The sequence below is a fragment of the Chryseobacterium sp. UF-81 genome, assembly GCF_058245105.1.
In genome coordinates this window covers 52,900-75,614 of sequence record NZ_JBSIBX010000001.1, presented here as the reverse complement: position 1 = coordinate 75,614, position 22,715 = coordinate 52,900, and the positions used below count along the sequence as shown (strand labels likewise).

23 protein-coding genes and 1 pseudogene are annotated in these 22,715 nt (G+C 37.6%); 11 read left to right on the top strand and 13 right to left on the bottom strand.

Annotated elements, in window-relative coordinates; all coding sequences use genetic code 11:
* Positions 1-218 precede the first annotated feature (218 nt).
* The gene (locus tag AC4IFE_RS00370) at positions 219-1,172 is read right to left on the bottom strand and encodes a helix-turn-helix transcriptional regulator (RefSeq protein WP_490753998.1); all 954 of its coding nucleotides are present in this window, start codon (positions 1,170-1,172) and stop codon (positions 219-221) included.
* 98 nt (positions 1,173-1,270) lie between these two features.
* On the opposite strand from AC4IFE_RS00370, the gene AC4IFE_RS00365 reads away from it, so the two are divergent.
* The gene (locus AC4IFE_RS00365; RefSeq protein ID WP_490753997.1) at positions 1,271-1,840 is read left to right on the top strand and encodes a Crp/Fnr family transcriptional regulator; all 570 of its coding nucleotides are present in this window, start codon (positions 1,271-1,273) and stop codon (positions 1,838-1,840) included.
* 77 nt (positions 1,841-1,917) lie between these two features.
* Positions 1,918-2,382, top strand: coding sequence for a carboxymuconolactone decarboxylase family protein (locus tag AC4IFE_RS00360; protein ID WP_490753996.1), 465 nt, complete (start codon positions 1,918-1,920; stop codon positions 2,380-2,382).
* A gap of 220 nt (positions 2,383-2,602) precedes the next feature.
* Here the strand turns inward: AC4IFE_RS00360 and AC4IFE_RS00355 are convergent, their stop codons facing one another.
* Complete coding sequence (locus AC4IFE_RS00355) at positions 2,603-4,330, bottom strand: ABC transporter ATP-binding protein (RefSeq protein ID WP_490754794.1); 1,728 nt, start codon at positions 4,328-4,330, stop codon at positions 2,603-2,605.
* A 510-nt stretch (positions 4,331-4,840) separates the two neighbouring features.
* Positions 4,841-5,566 (bottom strand): annotated as a pseudogene (lptB, locus tag AC4IFE_RS00350) (LPS export ABC transporter ATP-binding protein); the annotation flags it as partial.
* A 235-nt stretch (positions 5,567-5,801) separates the two neighbouring features.
* On the opposite strand from lptB, the gene AC4IFE_RS00345 reads away from it, so the two are divergent.
* Genes AC4IFE_RS00345 through AC4IFE_RS00335 form a run of 3 tightly spaced genes read left to right on the top strand, consistent with a single transcriptional unit; the run spans position 5,802 to position 7,115 of the window.
* Positions 5,802-6,101: a TM2 domain-containing protein gene (locus AC4IFE_RS00345; RefSeq protein ID WP_490753994.1), complete on the top strand. Its 300-nt coding sequence runs from the start codon at positions 5,802-5,804 to the stop codon at positions 6,099-6,101.
* A 51-nt stretch (positions 6,102-6,152) separates the two neighbouring features.
* Positions 6,153-6,881: a hypothetical protein gene (locus AC4IFE_RS00340; RefSeq protein ID WP_490753993.1), complete on the top strand. Its 729-nt coding sequence runs from the start codon at positions 6,153-6,155 to the stop codon at positions 6,879-6,881.
* A gap of 45 nt (positions 6,882-6,926) precedes the next feature.
* The gene (locus tag AC4IFE_RS00335) at positions 6,927-7,115 is read left to right on the top strand and encodes a bacteriocin (protein WP_111956642.1); all 189 of its coding nucleotides are present in this window, start codon (positions 6,927-6,929) and stop codon (positions 7,113-7,115) included.
* 77 nt (positions 7,116-7,192) lie between these two features.
* Here AC4IFE_RS00335 and hemB read toward each other — a convergent pair whose 3' ends face one another.
* Positions 7,193-8,182 (bottom strand): porphobilinogen synthase, encoded by a 990-nt coding sequence (gene hemB, locus AC4IFE_RS00330; RefSeq protein WP_490753991.1) that lies wholly within the window; start codon positions 8,180-8,182, stop codon positions 7,193-7,195.
* 118 nt (positions 8,183-8,300) lie between these two features.
* Here hemB and AC4IFE_RS00325 point away from each other — a divergent pair, with 118 nt between their 5' ends.
* The 3 genes from AC4IFE_RS00325 (at position 8,301) to AC4IFE_RS00315 (ending at position 10,984) form a co-directional block, all read left to right on the top strand.
* Entirely contained in the window at positions 8,301-8,651 is a 351-nt protein-coding gene (locus tag AC4IFE_RS00325; RefSeq protein WP_490753990.1) for a T9SS type A sorting domain-containing protein, read from the top strand.
* Between the two features lie 105 nt (positions 8,652-8,756).
* The gene (locus tag AC4IFE_RS00320; protein WP_490753988.1) at positions 8,757-9,668 is read left to right on the top strand and encodes an ABC transporter ATP-binding protein; all 912 of its coding nucleotides are present in this window, start codon (positions 8,757-8,759) and stop codon (positions 9,666-9,668) included.
* A 5-nt stretch (positions 9,669-9,673) separates the two neighbouring features.
* Positions 9,674-10,984, top strand: coding sequence for an ABC transporter permease (locus AC4IFE_RS00315; RefSeq protein WP_490753986.1), 1,311 nt, complete (start codon positions 9,674-9,676; stop codon positions 10,982-10,984).
* A gap of 150 nt (positions 10,985-11,134) precedes the next feature.
* Here the strand turns inward: AC4IFE_RS00315 and AC4IFE_RS00310 are convergent, their stop codons facing one another.
* From AC4IFE_RS00310 to AC4IFE_RS00275, 8 genes are all read right to left on the bottom strand, one after another.
* Positions 11,135-11,803 (bottom strand): porin family protein, encoded by a 669-nt coding sequence (locus tag AC4IFE_RS00310; RefSeq protein ID WP_490753985.1) that lies wholly within the window; start codon positions 11,801-11,803, stop codon positions 11,135-11,137.
* Between the two features lie 20 nt (positions 11,804-11,823).
* The gene (gene sucD, locus AC4IFE_RS00305; protein WP_490753983.1) at positions 11,824-12,696 is read right to left on the bottom strand and encodes a succinate--CoA ligase subunit alpha; all 873 of its coding nucleotides are present in this window, start codon (positions 12,694-12,696) and stop codon (positions 11,824-11,826) included.
* Positions 12,697-12,787: 91 nt separating this feature from the next.
* Positions 12,788-13,690, bottom strand: coding sequence for a UDP-3-O-(3-hydroxymyristoyl)glucosamine N-acyltransferase (locus tag AC4IFE_RS00300; RefSeq protein WP_490753981.1), 903 nt, complete (start codon positions 13,688-13,690; stop codon positions 12,788-12,790).
* 70 nt (positions 13,691-13,760) lie between these two features.
* Entirely contained in the window at positions 13,761-14,324 is a 564-nt protein-coding gene (gene efp, locus AC4IFE_RS00295; RefSeq protein ID WP_490753980.1) for an elongation factor P, read from the bottom strand.
* A gap of 60 nt (positions 14,325-14,384) precedes the next feature.
* Positions 14,385-15,179: an acyl-ACP--UDP-N-acetylglucosamine O-acyltransferase gene (gene lpxA, locus AC4IFE_RS00290; protein ID WP_111956625.1), complete on the bottom strand. Its 795-nt coding sequence runs from the start codon at positions 15,177-15,179 to the stop codon at positions 14,385-14,387.
* Positions 15,180-16,577 (bottom strand): bifunctional UDP-3-O-[3-hydroxymyristoyl] N-acetylglucosamine deacetylase/3-hydroxyacyl-ACP dehydratase, encoded by a 1,398-nt coding sequence (locus AC4IFE_RS00285; RefSeq protein WP_111956623.1) that lies wholly within the window; start codon positions 16,575-16,577, stop codon positions 15,180-15,182.
* Positions 16,570-17,601 carry a UDP-3-O-(3-hydroxymyristoyl)glucosamine N-acyltransferase gene (lpxD, locus tag AC4IFE_RS00280; protein WP_111956620.1) on the bottom strand — a complete coding sequence of 344 codons (1,032 nt, stop codon included), beginning with the start codon at positions 17,599-17,601 and terminating at the stop codon, positions 16,570-16,572. Before lpxD ends, AC4IFE_RS00285 begins: the two co-directional genes overlap by 8 nt.
* A 72-nt stretch (positions 17,602-17,673) precedes the next feature.
* A complete protein-coding gene (locus tag AC4IFE_RS00275; RefSeq protein ID WP_490753977.1) occupies positions 17,674-18,900 on the bottom strand; it encodes an HD domain-containing protein in 1,227 nt (408 codons plus the stop codon).
* A gap of 562 nt (positions 18,901-19,462) precedes the next feature.
* On the opposite strand from AC4IFE_RS00275, the gene porX reads away from it, so the two are divergent.
* The 3 genes from porX to AC4IFE_RS00260 all read left to right on the top strand — a co-directional run bounded on the left by porX (position 19,463) and on the right by AC4IFE_RS00260 (position 22,181).
* Positions 19,463-21,007, top strand: a complete 1,545-nt coding sequence (gene porX, locus AC4IFE_RS00270) for a T9SS response regulator signal transducer PorX (protein WP_490753976.1) — start codon at positions 19,463-19,465, stop codon at positions 21,005-21,007.
* Positions 21,008-21,233: 226 nt separating this feature from the next.
* Complete coding sequence (locus tag AC4IFE_RS00265) at positions 21,234-21,317, top strand: hypothetical protein (RefSeq protein ID WP_490754793.1); 84 nt, start codon at positions 21,234-21,236, stop codon at positions 21,315-21,317.
* A gap of 99 nt (positions 21,318-21,416) precedes the next feature.
* Positions 21,417-22,181, top strand: coding sequence for an exodeoxyribonuclease III (locus tag AC4IFE_RS00260; protein WP_490753975.1), 765 nt, complete (start codon positions 21,417-21,419; stop codon positions 22,179-22,181).
* Positions 22,182-22,241: 60 nt separating this feature from the next.
* On the opposite strand, the gene AC4IFE_RS00255 is transcribed toward AC4IFE_RS00260, so the two are convergent.
* Positions 22,242-22,613: a septal ring lytic transglycosylase RlpA family protein gene (locus tag AC4IFE_RS00255; protein ID WP_048502358.1), complete on the bottom strand. Its 372-nt coding sequence runs from the start codon at positions 22,611-22,613 to the stop codon at positions 22,242-22,244.
* Positions 22,614-22,715 lie beyond the last annotated feature (102 nt).

The following is a 22,715-nucleotide window of genomic DNA, read 5'->3' as shown; positions in this document are numbered from 1 at the left end:
TTAATGCCTTTGTTTAAACTGAAAATGATGATTCAAAACAGGCAGAAAAAGGAAATGGCAGAATCATAGAACAAATCATTCAAATTATCCATTTATTAAATACAGACACTCAGACTTTGTTGTTTTTATTTTGTCATTCAGTTTAAGCAAAGCTTTTTATTCAGATATCAATTTCTAAAATTCAGGCTTCACATTCGTGAAGCCTGAATTTATGTTTCTTATTCCACTCTTTTTGAAATAGTTGCCGCCAAATTCCTAAGCTTTGTTTTTAAAGATTCCGGTTCCAAAATAGTCGCATAATCTGCAAAAGTAATCAGCCACCTCGGAAAGCCTTCATCTATCCATTCCGTATCAAAGATCATTTCAATTCCCTGTTCTGTTTCCGTTTCTTCAATAAATCCATAATACTTCCTTGAATTAACGATATGTCCTATTATTTTTTTCTCAACTAAAAGCCTGACCCTGGTTTTCTCTCCGTTTGAATATCTCCTGTAATCATTGATCTGTCCATACTCCTGCGAGAAAGGGTTCTGGGTTTTTAAAATCTGCTGAATCCTGTCGACACGAAACTGCCTGAAATCTTTTCTCATGGTACAGAAAGCCATAATATACCAGTAATTGAATTCAAAGAAAATACCAACTGCCTCAATAGTCCTGTTTGTTACTCGGGAATCAACTGTTTTATATTCAATAATAAGCTGTGTTTTATCTGCAATACTTTCCAGAATAGTAGGAATCACATTTTTGATCGTATCATTGGTCTGTGGAAGATGGTTATAAACATCAATCTGCTTTTCAATATTCCGGATCAGGTTTTTATCTGAATTCCGAAGAACTGACCGTACTTTTTCCATGGCCATCTGGTAATGATTTCCAAGGCTCTGGTGAGAAAATTTCTGCATCAGTTTTTCCGCAGTGATAAAACTCAATACCTCCTCTTTTGTAAACATAATAGGTGGAAGCTTATAGCCATCCATCAGGGAATACCCGTTTCCAGCTTCTCCTATAATAGGAATGCCGGCATTTTCCAGCGTTTTGACATCCCGGTAGATCGTGCGGATGCTGACATCAAATTTTGCAGCAAGGTCCTGTGCCCTTACGGTCGGTTTTGACTGTAATTGTGTAAGAATAGCCGTTACCCTGTCGAGTTTTTTAAGATAGTGATCATTCATATTGATATGACAAATCTATCAATCTTTTTTGGTGTACAAAATATAAATGTAGATGCTTTTTTATTATATTTAGTTTCTTTATAAACGATATTTTAAATATGAATTCTCCCCGTTTCACCCAAACCATTGAAAGTATTATAAAACCGGAACAATCTGTAATGGAAGCTCTCACATCAAATTTAGAGACAAAAACTTACAGAAAAGGAGACTTTATTTTAAAAGCAGATGAAACCTGCAGGTATTTTTATTTCCTTGAAAAAGGTCTGGTAAAGCTGTTTTTTGATAATGGAGATAAAGATTTTATCATGACTTTTTTTGCAGAAAATTCTTTCTTCACAGAACTGAACGGTTTTCTGACCGGTAATGCTTCAAAATATATGATTGTCGCACTGGAACCATGTGAAGTTTTGCGCATACATAAAGATGTTATCGAGGGGCTATGCAAAAAATACCATACGGCAGAAACACTTTTCAGTAAACTGTATTCAAAAGCTCCGATCAATATGATGGGACGGATCAGCGAAATGCTTGAGGACGACGGTAAAAAACGGTACAATAATTTTCTGAAGCAGAAACCTGATCTCATCCAACGAATCAGTCTTGGGGACCTGGCAGATTATATTGGAATCACCCAGGTTTCTTTAAGCAGGATCAGAGCTCAGAAATAGTTTTTTATCATATGTAAAAAAATTCCGGAAAATTCCGATCTACATTTGTGTCATAATCAATCAAAAAACAAATTATTATGTCACAAAGAATCAATGTATTTGCAATGGGAAACAAAGCTGTAAACGCCCTCCATAATATGGGGTTTCAGGTACAGCACTCATCACTAGACAGCTCATTTCTGGAGCTTCTGTATTTCCGTGTTTCACAGATGAACGGGTGTGCTTTCTGCCTGGATATGCACTCGAAGGAATTAAGAGCCAAAGGCGAAACTGAACAACGAATTTTTCTGGTAAGCGCCTGGAGAGAATGCTCTTTTTATACGGATAGAGAAAAAGCCGGATTGCTTTGGGCGGAAAGCTTAACGTCTTTAAATGGCAGGGAAATCTCTGACGAAATTTATTCCGAAGTCAGCAGACATTTTTCTGAAACTGAAATGCTGGATCTTACCATGGCTGTGATTGCGATCAACAGTTACAATAGAATCAATATTGCTTTTGGAGCAGATGTAGGTGCTTATCAGGTTGCTGAAAAAGCAGAGTAACTTCATTTTTTTATCGCAAAGTTTTATCGTGAGTGCTTTAGATTGGACTTATGATAAAACTTTGCATTTAATGTGAAATTTTAAAATGATATTGTAATATATTCTCTCACAGGTTGAGCTGATTCGGCAGATTTATAAAAAAATTTAAGATTTGTGAAAGCTGTAGAATCTGTTGGAAATAAAAACCAGTTTCTTTCTTAAAAATCAATGTAAAAGATTATTAGTTATCTTTAAAAGTACTTACCAGCTTATCCAGATTCAAGCTTCGGGCAGATGCATCAAAAATCTCGCGGTATGTACCATTCATCTGAACCAATTCATCATGAGTACCACTCTCCACTACTCTTCCTTTCTTCATCACATAAATAGTGTCGGAATCCAGGATCTGCGACAGTGAGTGGGAAATAATAACCACCGTACGGCCTTCTTTGATGGCATCCAGTGAATTTTTGATCTGTTCAGTAGCAATAGCATCCAGGCTCGCAGTTGGCTCATCCAGGAAAATAATAGGTGGATCTTTCAGAAATAACCTCGCAATGGCAATCCTCTGCTGCTGGCCTCCTGAAAGCTGGGTAGCATCATGCTGATAGCCATCCGGAAGATCGAGGATCTGATCATGAAGATAGGCTTTTTTTGAAGCTTCCTGAATTTCCTCAAAACTGGCATTCATATTGCCATACCGGATATTGTCCTCAATGCTTCCCTGAAAAATATGGTTTTTCTGTAATACCAGGCCAAGGTCGTCTCTCAGGAAGGTATTATCAAAATTATTTAGATTGACCCCGTCCAGCAAAATTTCTCCGGAATCAGGAAGGTAAAATTTACAGAGAAGATTGATCACCGTTGATTTTCCGGCTCCACTCAACCCTACTAATGCAGTAGTTTTTCCGTTCTCTATCTTCATGGAGACATCGTTCAGGGCTTTTGTTCCGTTGGGATAGCTGAAATCTACATTTTTCAGTTCAAAATTACCTTTAATCTCCTTTTCAATAAAAGTTCCGTTCGGTTCTTTTTCATCATCTGCATTAAGGATTTCAAAATAACCTTCAGCATAGATCATAGCATCATTCATATCATCGTAGATTCTGTGCAGCTGGCGTATAGGAGCAGATATATTGTTGAACAGCATGATATGAAGCATGATCGCCCCAATGGTCATCTGCTGATCCAGCACCAGATAAACCGTCAGAAGAATAATTAAAACCACACCGAACTGCTCGATGAATGTTTTTAAACCATCGTAGATAAAATTCGTTTTTCTGGTGAACATCTGGCTTTCCATAAGCTCCATCTGCAGGTCATACTGCTTTTTGCCTTCAAATTTTTCCCGGACAAAGCTTTTGATCACCATAATAGAGTTGATCAGGTTTAAAAGTCCTGAAGTCTTTCTTTCCCTTTGGTTTCTGAGCTGGCGGCGTACTCCTCCAAGCTTTTTTGCCTGTAATGAACTTATATAAAAATAGATGGGAATAATGATGGTAGAAACCATTCCTACATATACATTCTGCATATACATGATGATCAGGGCAATAATAGCATTGGAAAAAAGCGGCAGTATATCGATGAAAAAATTCTGTACCAGCCTTGTTAAACTTTCTATTCCACGGTCTATCCTGATCTGTAATTTTCCGGATTCATGATTCTCATCATTGAAATAGGCCACCCGGTACATCAATATTTTATCAATAGCAGACTGTGCCAGAACAGAGCTTACGTTAATCCTTATTTTTTCACCGTAAAATTTCTGTCCGAAGTTGATAAAAATATTAAGCAGCTCTTTTCCCAGTAAAATAATGGAGATCACCACCAGAATATGAATGCCCTCAGACATCGGATGCGGAAGATGGGTAAGCTCTGTCACCTCATCTACCGTATATTTTAATACAATAGGATTGACCTGGGCTGCGAGAGCTCCTAAAAAAGTGAGAAAGAGCGTCCCGTAAATCATTAAACGGTAAGGTTTTATAAATGGAACGAGCTGTTTGTAGATCCCGAATAAAGTAACTGTTCTGTTAAAGGGTTTTGCCATAGGAGTTATTTTAACTAAAAAACGTACCGTTTCCGAGAGAAAAGGTACGTTTTATTCTATTTTTCAGCAAATACTTTTATAGCAGATGTAGTTTTATCCTTCATAAAAATAGGTTGTAAGGTAATGCAGCTCTGGCTTACTGGCAGCTTTTGATTCAGCCTGCGCCTGCTCCAGAGGATATTGTGAAGTCAGTTCTTTTCTTTGGAAAACAAACGAATTATTAGCATTTTTATCTACCACATCATTGAAGATATGCTCAATTTCAGAATTGGCAAGAGAAGCAAAGCTGATGTCTTCAAAACCGTACATCAGTCTCAGATCATCATACTGTCCGAAATTTTCATCTACAAATCCCTGCAGCTGCGCTTTCGAATCGAAGTTACCTGCCCAGATATTGTAAATATATTTTTTCTTTTTCGGTTTGTCTAAAATACTCTGGTACACAAAGTTTTCCCCAAGATAGGCCTCTCTTACCTGCGGATCGTTGGCAAGATCTTCGGGAAGCCCCTCTTTAAGGATTTTACCTTCAAACATGATGTATGTTTTATTGGTGATGGCTAAGGTCTGCTGTACGTTGTGATCCGTGATCAGGATTCCGATATTTTTATCTACCAGACTTCTTACAATTTTCTGGATATCTTCTACCGCAATGGGGTCTACTCCGGCAAAAGGCTCATCGAGAAGAATGAAGTTAGGGCTCGTGGCCAGACAGCGTGCAATTTCTGTTCTACGTCTTTCCCCTCCCGAAAGAAGGTCCCCTCTGTTTTTACGTACGTGCTGCAGTGAAAATTCTTCTATCAGCTCATCACATTTAATCTGCTGTTCACGTCTTGAAAGCTTTGTAAGCTGCAAAACGCCCATAATGTTTTCTTCTACGGACAGCTTTCTGAAAACGGAAGCTTCCTGTGCCAGATAACCGATTCCCTTTTGGGCACGGCGATACATGGCATCGGTAGTGATCTCCTGTTTATCCAGAAAAATTTTCCCTGAAGTAGGCTTAACCAGTCCTACGATCATGTAAAACGAAGTGGTTTTTCCTGCTCCGTTGGGACCAAGCAAACCAACAATTTCTCCCTGTTGAACCTGTACAGAAACGCCTTTTACTACTTTTTTAGGACCGTATTCTTTGATTAAGTTTTCTCCTCGTAAAATCATAGGAGCAAAGATAAAGTTTTTTTGAATTCAAATTTTAGATTATGAAATGTACTATCATTTTTTAAGAAGCCAGGAGTAATTTTTTGTTTTTTTTATAAGTGTGGCTTGCTAAAACTTCAACTCTACCGGTATGAAAGTTGTACAGAAAGTAGTTAATTAAACTGCTATTTTGTAACTCTCAGAGGTTTTATTCTACTTATAGAGAAATCATTTACTCATCACAAATAAATTAACAATGGAAAATTACGGTTATACAAAAACAGAAGGCACCCAGGATCAAAATCAGCAGAATAGTGTTCCCTACCGTTCGGAAAAGAAAATTCCGGCAGCAATACTAGGAATTCTCGTAGGCTGGCTAGCTTTGAACAAATTCTATCTGGGCTATACGAAAGAAGGTATCATTCAGCTTGTCCTTAATATTATCACTTTTGGAGCAGCTTCTATTATTCCTTTTATTGAAGGGATTTTATACCTGTTTATGAACGATAAGCAGTTTGATGACACTTATGTTTATGGAAGAAAGGGCTGGTTGTAAGAATTATTTTATTTCATAATTTTATATGACCAAACCAACAACTAAAATAATATGGAAACTAATCAAGACCTGACAGATCTTCTTGCTCTGGATCTGGGTATTAATATTGTCGACAGAAGGCCTTATGCCAAGGAAGTTTTCAAATGGCAGGATATGGATCTTCTTCCCCATTCATCCACAGATACACTGCTTTGTGAGATTTTCGAATGGAACGGGAGAAACTGGAGAACGACGGGAAACAACCTCATCGGATACCTATTTTCCGGAGATCTTCTTAATACGGTAAAGGAGCAGCTGATTAATACACCGAAGCATCCTGCACTGATTCCTGATTTTGAATTCACAAAAGAGAGCATGGTTGAATACGGTCTGTCGCTTCCTTCTTTGTTCAATATCGGGGTAAACGGAAATATTAAAAATGCTAAAAGTTTTTCAGTGAGGGTAAATGGCGTAACCAAATCCAGAATTACCAACATTGACTCTCCCGGAATTGAGATTCTGAAAAATTACTCATTATTTACACAAAGTAAATCTAAGACTTACAGAAAGAATATTAAGTTCAATTATCTGAGCACTTCTCTCTTTTATGCTGAAAGTGTAGAAATCTTCCTTGAAAAAGAGTCGGGAGTGGGGTTAGATGTGAGTTTTCAGACACAGAATGTAGAAGTGGATGCTAAAATAGATACGGACACCAAGAAACATTTTATTTTAAAATACTCCGGAAACCAGGCTCCTTTTGCCGCAAAATTCACGAAAGGAAAAGATTTCAACATCATGTGATAAATTTTTACTATTTTAGTTTTACTAACCTATAAAATATTTGTCATGAAAAAGTTAACGAAAAAGGAACTAAAGAACATCAGCGGAGGAAGTATCAGATTTCCTGATGCCAACGGTAATTGCCCTGCAGGATGGTACCTGTGTCCTACCAATGTTTGTGTAAATGATAATGGGGGCGAAAATCCTATCCAGCCGGGAGATCGTGATTATTACACATGCTTCGGACACAACTAAGAATATTTCTTATATAAAAATAAAGTCTGCCCCTAAAATTTATTTAGGGGCAGATTATTTTGAATAGTAATGACTTATTATTTGTTCAGAATCATCGCTGCTTCTTTCGCAAAATAAGTAAAAATCATATCTGCTCCGGCTCTTTTGAAACATGTCAGGCTTTCAATAATAGTTTTATCATTATCCAGCCAGCCATTCTGTGCAGCTGCTTTTACCATGGCATATTCTCCACTCACATTGTAAACTGCTATAGGAAGATCAATAGCTTCACGAACTTTAGAAACGATATCCAGATATGGAAGTCCCGGTTTGATCATGATAATATCGGCCCCTTCATCAATATCTTTGAAAACTTCGTTCAACGCTTCACGGGAATTGTGGAAATCCATCTGATAGGTCTTTTTATCTTTCGGAATTTCCATATTATCTTTCGGTGCGCTGTCCAGGGCACTTCTGAAAGGTCCGTAGAAAGAACTTGCATATTTTGCGGAATAGCTCAGGATTCCTACATCGGTAAATCCACTTTCCTCTAAAGCTTCACGAATTGCCAGCACTCTTCCGTCCATCATATCACTTGGCGCTACAATATCAGCTCCTGCCTCGGCATGGGATACGGACATTCTTGCCAGGGCATCATTGGTAGCATCATTCACAATCTTTCCATTTTCAATAATCCCGTCATGCCCGTAGATCGAATAAGGATCTAAAGCTACATCCGGCATTACAATCATTTCCGGAACTGCATTTTTGATCGCTTTGATCGTCTGTTGCATAAGCCCGTCCTTGTTCCAGGCTTCCTTTCCTGTATTGTCTTTCAAATGTTCTGACACTTTCATGTACAGATTGACAGATTTTACACCCAAAGAAAATAACTCCTTACATTCCTTTACCGTTAAATCTATACTCCTCCTGAAAATCCCCGGCATCGACGGTATCGCTTCCTGTTGGTTTTCGCCCTCCATTACGAAAATAGGCATTACAAAATCATCAGTTGTAAGATTATTCTCTCTTACTAAACTTCTGATAGATTCATTAACTCTAAGTCTTCTATTTCTTGAATGTATCATTTTGGAATACTTTTTGAATAAGTTTCTACAAATTTACTACAACTTATATAAAAAACTATTGTATAGAATTGTAGAATTGTTTATTTTTGTTTTAATACATTCGAGAAATTATAATTTGATGAAAAAACTTTTACTTTTATTCCTATTTACAGGCGCTTTCGTTGGGTTTTCCAACAATATGCAGGCACAGCTGAGAGAGCCGGGTTCCATCACACAGAAGTCTGATGACGGTGTATTGGTAGCTTACCCAAATCCTGCGAAGGATTTCCTTTTGATCAAAGCAAAAGATTCTGCATTAAAGATCAAGACTGTTACCTTCTATTCAATTTTAGGAACACAGGTAGCCAATTACTCTGTCAACATGAATTCCGGAGAAATCAATATTGAAAAACTGAAACCCGGAAAATATCTGATTCGCTATATTTTAAGCGATAATACCCAAAAGGTTACTCAAATCGTAAAACAATAAAATTAAATCCTGATAATCATCAGGATTTTTTCTTTTGCATCAGTTCTGCCTTAATATTTCCGTAACTTTAAGGACTTTTTTATACTCATTGTTAAAAACAATTTAATGCTTAAAGCTGAACATATCAGAAAGACCTATAGTGCCGGGAAGAAAGTAGCATTGGATGATTTCAGTATCCATGTACCACAAGGCAGTATTTATGGTCTTCTAGGCCCGAACGGAGCGGGAAAAACTTCCTTCATCCGTATTATCAATCAAATTACCCAGGCGGATTCCGGAGATGTATTCATTAATGGAAACAAGCTTAATCCCAGCCACATCAGAGATATCGGCTATATGCCTGAAGAAAGAGGTCTGTATAAAAATATGAGCGTGGGCGATCAGATCCTTTATTTCGGAGAACTGAAAGGAATGAGCAAGAATGATGCTCTGAACGAAGCCAAGAAGTGGTTTGAAAAACTGAACATCGACCAGTGGTGGAAAAAGAAGCTGTCCGAGCTCTCAAAAGGGATGGCGCAGAAGATCCAGTTTGTGGTTACGGTTCTTCACCGCCCGCATCTTCTGATCCTTGATGAGCCTTTTTCGGGTTTTGATCCGGTAAATGCCAATTTAATCAAAGATCAGATTATTGATCTTAAAAATAACGGAACTACGATCATTCTTTCTACACACAGAATGGAAAGTGTTGAGGAAATGTGTGATTATGTAGCACTGATCAACAATTCTAAAAAGATTATCGACGGAAGAGTTTTTGATGTAAGGGAAAAATTTAAGAAGAATATTTTTGGAGTTACACTTTCTGAAGTGGATGAAATAAAATTTGAGAGCTTCAAAAACAGCTATGATATTTTTAATTTCTCTAATGAAAACAATATGGTTTCTTTTGATCTGAAAAATGAAAGCGGGCAGAATGAGATTCTTCTCGATCTTGTCAATGTAGGAAAAGTGAGATCGTTCGACGAAAGAATTCCGAGCATGAATGAAGTGTTTATTAATGCTGTAAGTAACCATTCTTAATTTTTATGAACAATATTTTTTTAATTACAAAAAGGGAATTTCTTACGCAGGTGAAGAAAAAGTCCTTCATCATATTAACACTGCTGGCCCCTCTTTTATTGATTGGGTTTGGAGCAGTGATTGGGTTAATGTTTAAAGCCAACGAGTCCCACAGCATTATTGAGGTTGTAGATAAAAGTGGGCTTTTCAAAGATCAGCTGAAATCCAATGACAAGCTCAATTATGTATTTGTTTCTGCAGCGGATGAGAAGGCAAAGATCAATAACCTGAAAGATAATGAATCTCTGGATGGCATCCTGATCCTTCCCGAACTGAAAGATCATGACTATACCGGACTTGAAAACGGTACAAGGCTTATCGTAAATGTCAAAATGGGACTCGATACGAAACAGAAGATCGTTTCTGATATTACAGATGTAATCAAAAAGGAAAAAATAAAGCAGCTCGGTATTGAAGAAAGTCAGCTGAACAGTCTTGACAAAGGTTTTACTTTAAAAACGATTAATGTTTCTGATAATAATAAGGAAGACTCTGATCTTGCTTTTGGGGTAAAAAGCGGTTTAAGCATTCTTTTGATGTATGTAACGTTTATGTTTATCATTATTTATGGGGTAAGGGTCATGAGAAGCGTTCTTGAAGAGAAAAACAACCGTGTGGTAGAGATCATTATTTCATCTGTGAAGCCGTTTGAGCTGATGATGGGTAAGATATTAGGGGTAACACTGGTCGCTTTGACGCAGTTTCTGATCTGGATCTCCATGTCTGTTATAGGTGCATTGGTTTTAAATACCGGATTTTCTTCCTTCCAAAAAAATATTCCCGGGGGCAATGAGGAAATTGCCAGTAAGCTGGACGTTACCCGGATTGCAACACAGGTTTCACACAGTTTATTAGAACTGAACTTTCCGCTGATTATTTTTGTATTCATTGTATTTTTCCTTTTGGGATATATTTTTTACAGTTCCATCTATGCAGCTATTGGTTCTGCAGTAGATAATGAAACAGAGACCCAGCAGTTCACCTTATTTGCTATTTTACCGCTTACGCTGGGAATGTACGGCAGCTTTTCCCTGATGAACAATCCTGACGGCCCGTTGGGCTTCTGGCTGTCCATTATCCCTTTTACATCTCCGGTTGCCATGATTGCGAGAATACCTTTCGGCGTCCCTGCATGGCAGATTGCTTTGTCTATTGCCTTATTGCTGGGAACTACCATCCTCATGATATTCCTGGCCGGAAAGATCTATCGTGTAGGGATTTTGATGTATGGAAATAAAGCGACTTTAAAGGAGATCTGGAAGTGGATCAGAGGATAGGGAAATATTTATTTAATTATTTCGTCTGATTGTTCTTTTGTCTTGAAACACAATAAATCAAATTTCAAGGCAGGAAGCCTTTAGTGATAAAAAAACAAAATCCCGGAAATTAAAATTTCCGGGATTTTTATCGTTGAATAATTAATTATTCTATTTGAAAATATAGCTTAGGCTAAGGCTGATCACCTGTTCGGATTTTCTCTTATCAGTACCTCCTTTTTCTTTTGCAAGATCAGGATAAGTATCTGAAAGACCAAGGTCATATTTAAGAGCTAATTCCAGCTGTCTTTTATAGCTATAGCCAACTCCTAATCCTAAAGCAAAATTAAAGCTTGACGCTTTTCCGCTTACTGACGGATATAAAGGATCGGTAACATCCGGATCATAATATGGTCTGCCTATAGGAGCATTCTTAACATTCTGACTCATCAAAAAGTTAAATCTTGGTCCTATCATTCCAAAGAATTCTGATTCTGCTTCAGAAAAATATCCTTTAAAATAGATAGGTACGCTCAGATAATTGTTACCATATACTGCATCATAACCATCTTTTCCTTTAGCATCTTTATCTTTTCCGGTTTCTCCTGCACCGTAATACACGACCTCGGGCTGTATAAAGAACTGGTTAGCTTTTCCAACCGGGATAAGAGCTAAAGCTCCACCCTGGAACGCGAATCTTGGACCAGAAGGGTTATGGGCATTTCTTACTCTGGAGTAGTTACCTCCTGCCGTGACACCAAATCTTGTGTTTGCAAAATCGATCTGTGCAAACGACAGAGTTGAAAGGGCCAATGCTGAGGTTAATAAAAGTTTTTTCATATGTTTTGTTTTTGTATGTCTTATCCTAGAACTTTAGCAACTGTAACACCGATATCTGCAGGAGAATCTACAACATTGATTCCGTTTTCTCTCATGATCTCCATTTTTGCCTGAGCAGTATCTTCATCACCACCTACAATAGCACCGGCATGTCCCATCGTTCTTCCTTTAGGAGCAGTCTGTCCGGCAATAAATCCTACAACCGGTTTCGTAGATCCGCTGGCTTTATACCATCTTGCAGCTTCAGCTTCCAATCCACCACCAATCTCACCGATCATTACTACCGCTTCGGTTTCAGGATCGTTGATGAATAATTCCAAAGCTTCTCTTGTAGTAGTTCCAATGATTGGGTCACCACCGATTCCGATTGCTGTAGAAACACCGTAACCAGCTTTTACAACCTGATCAGCAGCTTCGTAAGTAAGAGTACCTGATTTTGAAACGATACCTACTTTACCTTTTTTGAAAACGAATCCTGGCATAATACCAATTTTAGCTTCTTCAGAAGTAATGATTCCCGGACAGTTCGGACCGATTAATCTGCAGTCTCTGTCAGCGATGTAAGATTTTACTTTCACCATATCCGCTACAGGAATACCTTCAGTAATACATACGATAACTTTGATACCTGCCTCAGCAGCCTCCATGATCGCATCAGCAGCGAATGCAGGTGGTACGAAAATGATACTTACATTGGCTCCAGCTTTTTGAACAGCATCAGCTACTGTATTGAATACAGGCTTTCCTAAGTGCTCAGATCCTCCTTTGCCCGGAGTAACCCCTCCTACTACGTTGGTTCCGTATTCAATCATCTGGCCCGCGTGGAAAGTACCTTCGTTCCCTGTAAATCCTTGTACAATTACTTTAGAATCTTTGTTTACTAAAATTGACATTTTATTGATGTTTTAATTTATTTAAATATTTTATTAATGCTCACAAATTTACTTATTTTTCTTTGATTTTGGACAAAACCAAGTGAATAGTTTATTTGAGATTTCTCAGCTTTACTTCTTTTTTCAAATAGCCTTTGAAATCTTCTGCAAACATCCCAATGTAGGTTCCTTTTTTAAGATCTCTGTTGACTCCTGTTTTACCAAGAATAACAGATCCGCTTTCAATTTTATTCCCGGAAGCGACACCTACCTGTCCCCAAAGTGTTACTTCATCTCCTATGACACAGCATCCTGCAATTCCCACCTGTGATGCAATGAGGCATTTCTTTCCGACAATGGTGTCATGCCCGATCTGAATTTGGTTATCCAAAACAGAGCCTTCCCCGATGACGGTGGAATCTGTAACGCCTCTGTCGATTGTACAGCCATTTCCAATTTCCACATTGTTTTCGATGACTACATTTCCAACCGAAATAAGACGGTCAAAATTTCCATTCAGCTTTCTGTAATAAAACGCATCACCCCCTAAAACCGTGTTTGACTGAATGATCACGTTATCACCAATTACTGTTCTGTCTCCAATAACGACATTTGGAAAAATTAAAGTATTTTTCCCGATTACAACATTATTTCCGATAACAGCCGTACGATGAATCTTTGTTCCCTCCCCGATTTCTACGTCGTGAAGTTCCTCAGTGAAATTGTATATTCTTGTAAAGTGGGTATTGATCTTATTGAAGTCCCTGAAAGGATCATCAGAAACCAGAAGTGCTTTTCCTTCCGGACATTCTACCTTTTTGTCGATCAGAATAATCGTAGCTGCAGAATTTAATGCTTTATCGTAATATTTCGGGTGGTTGACAAAAACAATGTCACCCGGCTTAACCATATGAATCTCATTAGTTCCCAAGACTTCAAAGTCTTCGGGGCCAACAAATTCTGAGCCTATTAAATCGGCAATAGTTTTGAGCTTTTGTGGAGAATGGAATCTCATAACAATTGGTTTTCTTATAAAAACAAAATTCGGACTGCTGGTGCAAACCGAATTTATGTAAATTTAATTATTATTTTACTCTTTCTAAGTAGCTGCCGTCTTCTGTACTTACTTTAATTTTGTCTCCCGGCTCTATGAATAAAGGAACCATTACTCTAGCTCCTGTTTCAACAATTGAGTTCTTAAGAGCATTGGTTGCTGTATTTCCTTTTACTCCCGGATCAGCTTCAACTACTTCCAGGTATACAGACTGAGGAAGTTCGGCAGAAAGCGGCGTTTCGTCAGCTTCTTTCAGGATGATCGTTACTTCTTCTCCTGCTTTCATGAACTGTGAGTTTTCAATCATTTCTTTATTTAAATATAATTGAGAGAAATCATCATTGTTCATAAAGTGGAATCCGTTCTCATCATCATAAAGATACTGGAACTTTCGGGTGATTACTTTTACTTCGTCAATTTTGTGTCCTGCAGAGAAAGTATTGTCGATCACTTTCCCGTTAGTTACTGACTTTAATTTTGTTCTTACGAAAGCAGGTCCTTTCCCCGGTTTTACGTGAAGAAATTCTATTACTTTAAAAATATCGTTACTGTACTCAATACAAAGTCCTTTTCTGATATCGTTGCTTGTTGCCATTAATTTATGTTATCTTTTTATTTTTAGTTTTTTACTTCAGGTAAAGCTACCTTTTGGCTTTTAATTGCTTTCCTTGGTTGTTCCGTATCCTTTTACAATACCTCTTGGTGAGTTTTGGATAAACTGAAGGATCTCATCTCTTTCAGCAGTTGGAAGCATTTCTTTTTCAATGTAAGTTACAGCCTGAGAAACGTTCATTTTCATTTGGAAAATTGTTCTGTAGATCTTTTGAATCTCAAAAATTTTCTCATTGGTAAATCCTCTTCTTCTCAAACCAACAGAGTTGATTCCTGCGTAAGACATCGGTTCTCTTGCCACTTTCACATAGGGCGGAATATCTTTTCTTACCAGAGTTCCTCCGGAAATCATTACATGTTTCCCAATTTTACCGAATTGATGCACAGCACTAAGACCTCCCATTACAGTATAGTCTCCGATCTCTACGTGCCCTGCAATACCACAACCGTTTACAATGATAACATGATCCCCGATAACACAATCGTGTGCAATATGGGAAGTTGCCATGATAAGGCAGTTTTTGCCGATTTTAGTAAAACCGAGAGCTTTTGTACCTCTGTTTACGGTAACACACTCTCTGATTGTTGTTTCATCACCAATAATTACCTGGGTATCTTCACCATCAAACTTTAAGTCCTGAGGGATTGCAGAAATTACCGTTCCCGGGAAAATTCTGCAGTTTTTACCTATTCTGGCTCCATCCATGATGGTTACATTAGGGCCAATCCAAGTTCCTTCTCCGATCTCCACGTCCCCTGCAATTGTAGTAAATGGTTCTACAATAACGTTTTTGCTGATTTTTGCACGTTTATCTACGGCGGCTAATTGATGAATCATTTAATCAACTTTATTTTTTGCAACTTGAGCCATTAACTCTGCTTCTACAGCCACTGTGTCTCCCACATATCCGTATCCCTGCATATGTACAATTCCCCTTCTGATAGGCTCTATCAATTCAATTTTGAAAATCATTGTATCTCCGGGAACTACTTTTCTCTTGAATTTTACTTTATCTATTTTAATAAAATAAGTAGAGTAATTTTCAGGATCCGGAACGCTGGCCAATACAAGGATACCTCCTGTCTGTGCCAAAGCTTCCACCTGAAGAACTCCAGGCATTACGGGCTCTTTAGGAAAATGTCCTACAAAGAAAGGCTCATTCATAGTAACATTTTTCAGGCCTACCACATGGGAATCTGAAAGTTCAAGAATTTTATCGATCAATAAGAACGGTGGTCTGTGCGGCATAAGACGCATGATGCCGTTGATATCAAAAACCGGCTCTTTGGTTAAATCAAAATCCGGAACATTTTTTTTCTTTTGCAATTTCCACTGTCGGTTCAGTTTTTTGGCAAACTGGGTGTTCACATAGTGTCCCGGTTTGTTCGCAATGACTTTACCTTTTATTTTTACACCAGCCAATGCCAGATCGCCAATTACATCAAGTAATTTGTGTCTTGCAGCTTCGTTTGGATAGTTTAATGTAAGATTATCAAGAATACCATTCGGTCTGATAGAAACATTATCTTTTCCGAATGCTTTTTTTAATTTTTCTGTGGTGTCAGGCGTAAGATCCTTATCCACATACACGATAGCGTTTGAGATATCTCCGCCTCTGATCAAACCATGATCTAAAAGCATTTCCAATTCATGCAAAAAGCTGAATGTTCTTGCAGAAGAGATCTCATCTTTAAATTCTGAAATATTTTTAAGGGTAGCATTTTGGGTTCCCAAAACTTTGGTTCCAAAATCCACCATAGTAGTCACTTCATAAGTATCCGAAGGAATAATGGTAATTTCTGATCCTGATGCGGGATCTGCATAGCTCAGCACTTCTTTGATTACCAGGTATTCTCTGGCAATACCCTGTTCTGCTATGCCTACACTTTCAATAGCTTCAACAAAGAATTTTGAAGATCCATCTAAAATTGGCGGCTCGGAAGCATCCATTTCAAGAATGGCATTATCAATATCACATCCTACCAATGCAGCTAAAAGGTGCTCGCAAGTAGTAATTTTTACGCCTAATTTCTCTAATGTTGTTCCTCTTTCTGTTGCTACTACATAATTAACATCAGCTTCTACCTGGGGATGTCCCTCCAGATCTGTTCTTACGAACACAAAACCTGTATTTTCTTTTGCGGGTTTAATGGTAAGTTTTACTTCTTTACCGGTATGAAGGCCAATTCCAGAAAGTGTTACTTCTTTCTGGAGTGTTTTTTGCATATCACTCATTAGTTTTATCTTTTGAGATATCCTCAAGATTATTTATTCTCTTTACAATTTCAGTGAAATTTCTGAAATGGACATAATTTCTAAGATAGTCATTGTAGCTTATCGCCGGGGATCCATACAATGTTTCTTTATCATTAACACTGGAATTCACGCCACTCTGAGCCTGAATTTTCACCTGATTCCCAATTTTAATATGGCCAACCACTCCTACTTGTCCACCGATCTGGTTCCAATCTCCAATGGTAGTAGATCCTGCAATTCCGGCCTGTGCCGCAATAACATTATTCTGCCCAATCTTCACATTATGTGCGATCTGGATCAGGTTATCGATCTTTGTTCCTTTGCCGATAATGGTAGAACCTATTGTAGCTCTATCAATGCTGCAGTTGGAACCGATCTCTACATCGTCTTCAATAATCACATTTCCTAGCTGAGGAATTTTTTTGAATCCTTCTGCAGTAGGCTGAAAGCCAAATCCGTCGCCGCCTACAACCGTATTGGAATGGATTACACAATTGTCTCCGATAATACAGTAGTCATAGATTCTGGCTCCGCTGTCGATTTTACAGTTTTTACCAATCTTCACACCTTTACCGATATAGACCTGCGGATAGATTTGCGAACCTTCTCCAATCTTAGCCTTTTCCGAAACATAAGTAAATGCTCCGATATAGGCTTTTTCCCCGATCACTGCAGTTTCATGAATAGAAGAACCGGTTTCGATTCCCTCTTTTCTTCCCTGCATTTCCTGGTACAGATTCATTAAAACCTGAAAAGAAAGGTAGGCATCCTTTACGACAATTAAGGTAGGATTATAATCAACTTTATCGATAAGTTTTTCCGAAACAATAATAACGGAGCATTTTGAGGTATTTAAAAAATGTGAAAATCGATCCTGTGCTATAAAAGAAAGATGTCCTGATTCACCATTCTCAATTGGTGAAACCCCTGTAATAACCGTACTTTCGTCGCCTATTATTTGTCCGTCAATAAAACTTGCAATTTGCGAAGCTGTAAATTCCATATTCTGCAAAGATAAGAAATTCTGTAATTCGCAAACATTTTTTGATTTTAGGAACGTGAATTTTAAGATTATTTAAGATATTATGTGGGAAATATCTCTTGGAAAGGTAAGAATATACCGGGCGGTCTTGTGTACCATAAGCCCAGACAATAACTGGTCCTGTGATTCTTCTAACCTGATCTTTTTACCATTTTTCTGAAGTAAATAAATCGGCTGCTTTTTGGTATCATAAGGCAGTAATTTTCTTTTAATCTCGTGTACAAGCTCTTTTCCATTATTGATTCCGAAAAATTGATTGGTATTTTTTATTTTTTCCTCAATAAATTTTCGCTTGAAAGGACGTGTTGAGATGACCGTTTTCGGAAGGTTTCTCTGGATCACACATCTGCACCAATAGGAAAGAATAAAATCTTCCGAATCCTGCCAGGATTTCATCGCATGAATTATATCATTGTCGTCAAGTTGCGTAAATCTATAAATATCTTCATCGGTGGCCGAACTTTTGCCACGGTTCAGAAAGTACTTCAGGTTTTCTCCTGCAGGCAGATCCATCCCTTCTGAAATCAGATATTTTGCTCTTTCCAGGATTTTAACTAAAAGAAACTCTGCCAATGCTGAAGTTTTATGATAGTATACCTGCCAGTACATAAACATTCTGGCTGTCAGAAAGTTTTCAATAGAATATACTCCTTTGGCATCGATAACCAATTCGCCCTCGCTGCAGACATTCATCATGGAAATGATTCTTTGTGTATTGATGTTCCCTTCAGAAACGCCTGTGAAAAAGCTGTCCCTGTTCAGATAATCAAGCCTGTCCACATCAAGCTGGGAAGAAATAAGCTGATTAAAAAACTTTTTATGATATTTTCCCTGAAACATTTCGATAGCTACAGAAAGCTGCCCATTAAATTCCTCATTCAACTTATTCATTAACAGCAGCGAGAGTTTCTCGTGATGCCAGTCGTCCATGAGCATATTTTCCAATGCGTGAGAGAAAGGCCCATGCCCGATATCATGCATCAGGATGGCAAGCATGGCTCCTTTTTCTTCCTCTTCCGTGATTTTAACTCCTTTCTGGCGCAAGGTTTCCAATGCCGTAAACATCAGATGCATCGCTCCCAAAGCGTGATGGAATCTTGTATGGGTAGCTCCCGGAAAGATCAGGTTCAGAAGTCCTGTCTGCCCAATTCTGCGCAGTCTCTGGAAATAAGGATGTTCTATAACGTCAAATAAAATTTCGTGTGGGATTCTGATGAAACCATGAACGGGGTCGTTGATGATCTTTAACTTATTCTGCATTGAAACTTTGGTATTAGTAAACAAAGTTAGGGATTTTAAATTTTAAGCATGATTAAATTGCGATTAAGAAATCAAGCTACCAAAAACACACTTTCATAAATCTGACTGTGAAATAATAATTGTGGCATATGTACTATTCCGACCACAAATTCCATTAATTTGAACTGATGTTACATCCTATTCTTATTTTAAAAAATATATCTTTGGTAGTATAAATAATCTATGCTATTTTTTGCTTAAAACATCTTTCTGATCTCAGGAATTATCCTAAACAGACCATTTCCACTTAAACAGGAGATTCTTCCGGGAAATCTATTTATTGTCAGTTTAATTCCTTGGAACGAATTATTTTTAGTAAATTTTAAGCTAGAAAAGCGAAAGAAAAGACGAGGTTCTACAAGAGCTTTAGATTATAAAAGGCCATCCATTGAACAAATTGGATATCAGTGTCAATGAACTGAATTTTCATTTAACTAATATTTAACTTTTGTTGTCTCTAATTTGTGAGAATTTAAAAGGAATTGGTCAACATTTTGATACTATACCATGTAAAAAATAAATTATGTCGGAAAAGATATTATGGATAGATGATGAAATAGATTTACTCAAACCCCATATCGTATTTTTAGAAAAAAAAGGTTACCAGGTAACCCCCGTTAACAACGTAAATGAGGCTCTGGAGCTTATGGATTCGGAGAAGTTTGCTTTAACACTTATTGATGAAAATATGCCCGGTATTTCGGGACTGGAAGCCATTCCTATGATCAAAGAGAAGGATAATTCTTTAAAGATCGTGATGGTAACAAAAAGTGAGGAGGAACATATTATGGAAGAAGCTATCGGATCTCAGATTGCTGACTACATCCTAAAGCCCGTCAACCCTAACCAGATTTTATTATCGTTAAAAAAGAATCTTCAGGAGGACAATCTTGTAGAGCAGAAAACAATTCTTCAGTACCAGCAGGAATTCAGAAACCTGTCTATGGAGCTTTCTTATATCAGAACTTACCAGGAATGGGCAGAATATTATAAAAAAATCCTGAGCTGGGAGATTAAATTTGATAAGGTTGAGGATAATGAGTTTTCTGATCTTCTGCAATCACAGAAAGAAGAAGCGAATATCCAGTTTGCCAAATTCATTGAAAAAAATTACGAAAGCTGGCTTACAGATTCTGATAAACCTTTAATGAGTCATACTCTTTTCAAGGAAAAAATCAAGCCTGAGGTAGAAAAAGAAAAAGTTCTTCTCCTTATGGTGGATAACCTCCGCTTTGATCAATGGAGAGTTATTGAGCCGTTATTCACGAAATACTATAATAAAATATCGGAAGATTATTATTACAGTATTCTTCCTACAGCCACGCAGTATGCTAGAAACTCATTTTTTGCAGGACTGATGCCTTCCGAGATCGAAAAACGTTTTCCGGAGAAATGGTTCAATGATAATGAGGAAGGAAATAAAAATGAATTTGAACGTGATTTTCTGGAAGACCAGATGAAAAGAATCGGTTTAGGATCTAAATCTATGAAATACCTTAAAGTCCTGAACGCGGATTTTGAGCGTAAGATTTATGATGATTTCAACCAGCATAAAAGCAATGATCTTCTGGTTATTGTTTACAACTTTATTGATATTCTTTCTCATGCAAAAACAGATAATCATATTGTAGACCAGCTGATCCGTGATGATAAAACGTTCAGATCCCTTACTTTTAACTGGTTTGAAAATTCATCATTACTGAAAATTATTAAAGCAGCTGCAGAAAACGGTTATAAACTTGTGATCACTACAGACCATGGAACGGTATACGTTAAAAAGCCAAGCAAAGTAGTAGGTGACCGCGAAACGTCAACCAACATCCGTTATAAAACAGGAAAGAGCTTAACGTATGACGACAGCGATGTATGGGCTGTTACCAACCCGGAAAAGCTGTTTCTGCCAAAAGGAAATTTAAGTTCCAAATATATTTTTGCAAAGAACAATATTTTCCTGGCCTATCCAAAGAATTACAATCACTTTGTGAATTACTATAAAGAGACTTACCAACACGGAGGAATTTCACTGGAAGAATGTATTATTCCCATAAGCATTTTAGAACCCAAGTAGTTTTTTTCATAGTTTATTTAAAATTTTGGGTTTAGGGCGGCAAAAATCGAATGATTTTTGCCGCCTCTTTTTTGCAATGCTTTTAATAATCTCAAAGAGTTCATATCTTAGCAAAAAAACAATGTTTATTATCTCACTGACCTACAAAACTTCCCTGGAAAATGTGGAACGCTTCATTCATTAACACAATCATTTTCTTGAACAACATTACAGCTCCGGAAACTTCATTGCCTCCGGAAGGAAACAACCGAGAACGGGAGGAATTATTGTTGCCAATGCCCGTTCTAAACATGAAATTGGAGATCATTAAAGACGATCCTTTTTATATTCATCAGGTAGCAGATTACGATATCACAGAATTTATCCCATCAAAATATAACGAACATTTTAAATTTTTTATTAAAAACTCATGAGGTTAATCACATATAACGTTAACGGAATCAGGGCTGCCTTTACTAAGGATTTTTTGGGATGGCTGAAGACTGCTGATCCGGATATTGTCTGTATTCAGGAAAGTAAAGCAGGAAACGACCAGATAGATATTGAAAGCCTCGAAAAAATCGGTTATCACAGCTATTGGCACTCTGCCGTAAGAAAAGGCTACAGCGGCGTCGGAATTGCATCTAAAATCAAACCTGATCATATTGAATATGGATGTGGTATTGAAAGCTATGATAATGAAGGCAGAATCATCCGTGCAGATTTTGACGGATACTCTGTAATTTCGGTGTATGTTCCGTCTGCCAGTAATATTGAAAGGCTGGATTTCAAAATGCAGTTCTGCCATGACTTCCTGGCTTATATAAAGGAGTTAAGAAAAACGATCCCTAACCTCATTATTTCCGGTGATTTCAATATATGCCACCAGGCCATCGATATTCATGATCCGGTCCGTTTAAAGAATGTTTCCGGCTTCTTACCGATGGAAAGAGAATGGATGACCAGTTTTATTGAAGAATGTGAATTGATCGACAGTTTCCGATTCTTTAATAATGAACCGGACAATTATACATGGTGGAGCTACAGACAGAATTCCCGGGCTAAAAATAAAGGCTGGAGACTGGATTATAATTTTGCCACCTATACTTTGAAAGATAAGCTTTCACGAGCCGTCATATTAAAGGAAGCCGTACATTCTGATCACTGTCCAGCTTTATTGGAGTTTAATGTGTAAAAAGATCAAAAATAAAAAGCCAGCTGATTCAGCTGGCTTTTATAAATTTAAATCATAAATTTAGTCGACAATTTCATATTCAACCGGAATGGTACCACGATTGGTATCTCCGATCTCATCGAACGCAGCTTTAGAAATATCTAATGCTCTTGATGCATGGAAAGGGCCTCTATCATTGATCTTCACTATCACCTGTTTTCCATTGTTCAGATTGGTAACTCTAATATTAGTCCCAAACGGAAGCGTTCTGTTTGCAGCGGTGAACTTTGAATTACTAAAGATCTCTCCGCTTGCTGTTTTTCTACCATTAAACTTATCGTGGTAGTACGATGCATAACTTGTTTTCTTCGCATCTAAGGTATTACCTGTAAAAGAATAAACACCTAAGGTTGAAATCATCATTATGATTACGAGAATGAATCTTTTCATCATCTTGAATTTTATTGGTTTTGACGGAGCAAAAGTATAAGGAATGTTGTAAAGTCCCTACTCCATATGTTAAAAACCGTTAACGAAAACAAAATTATATGTTAA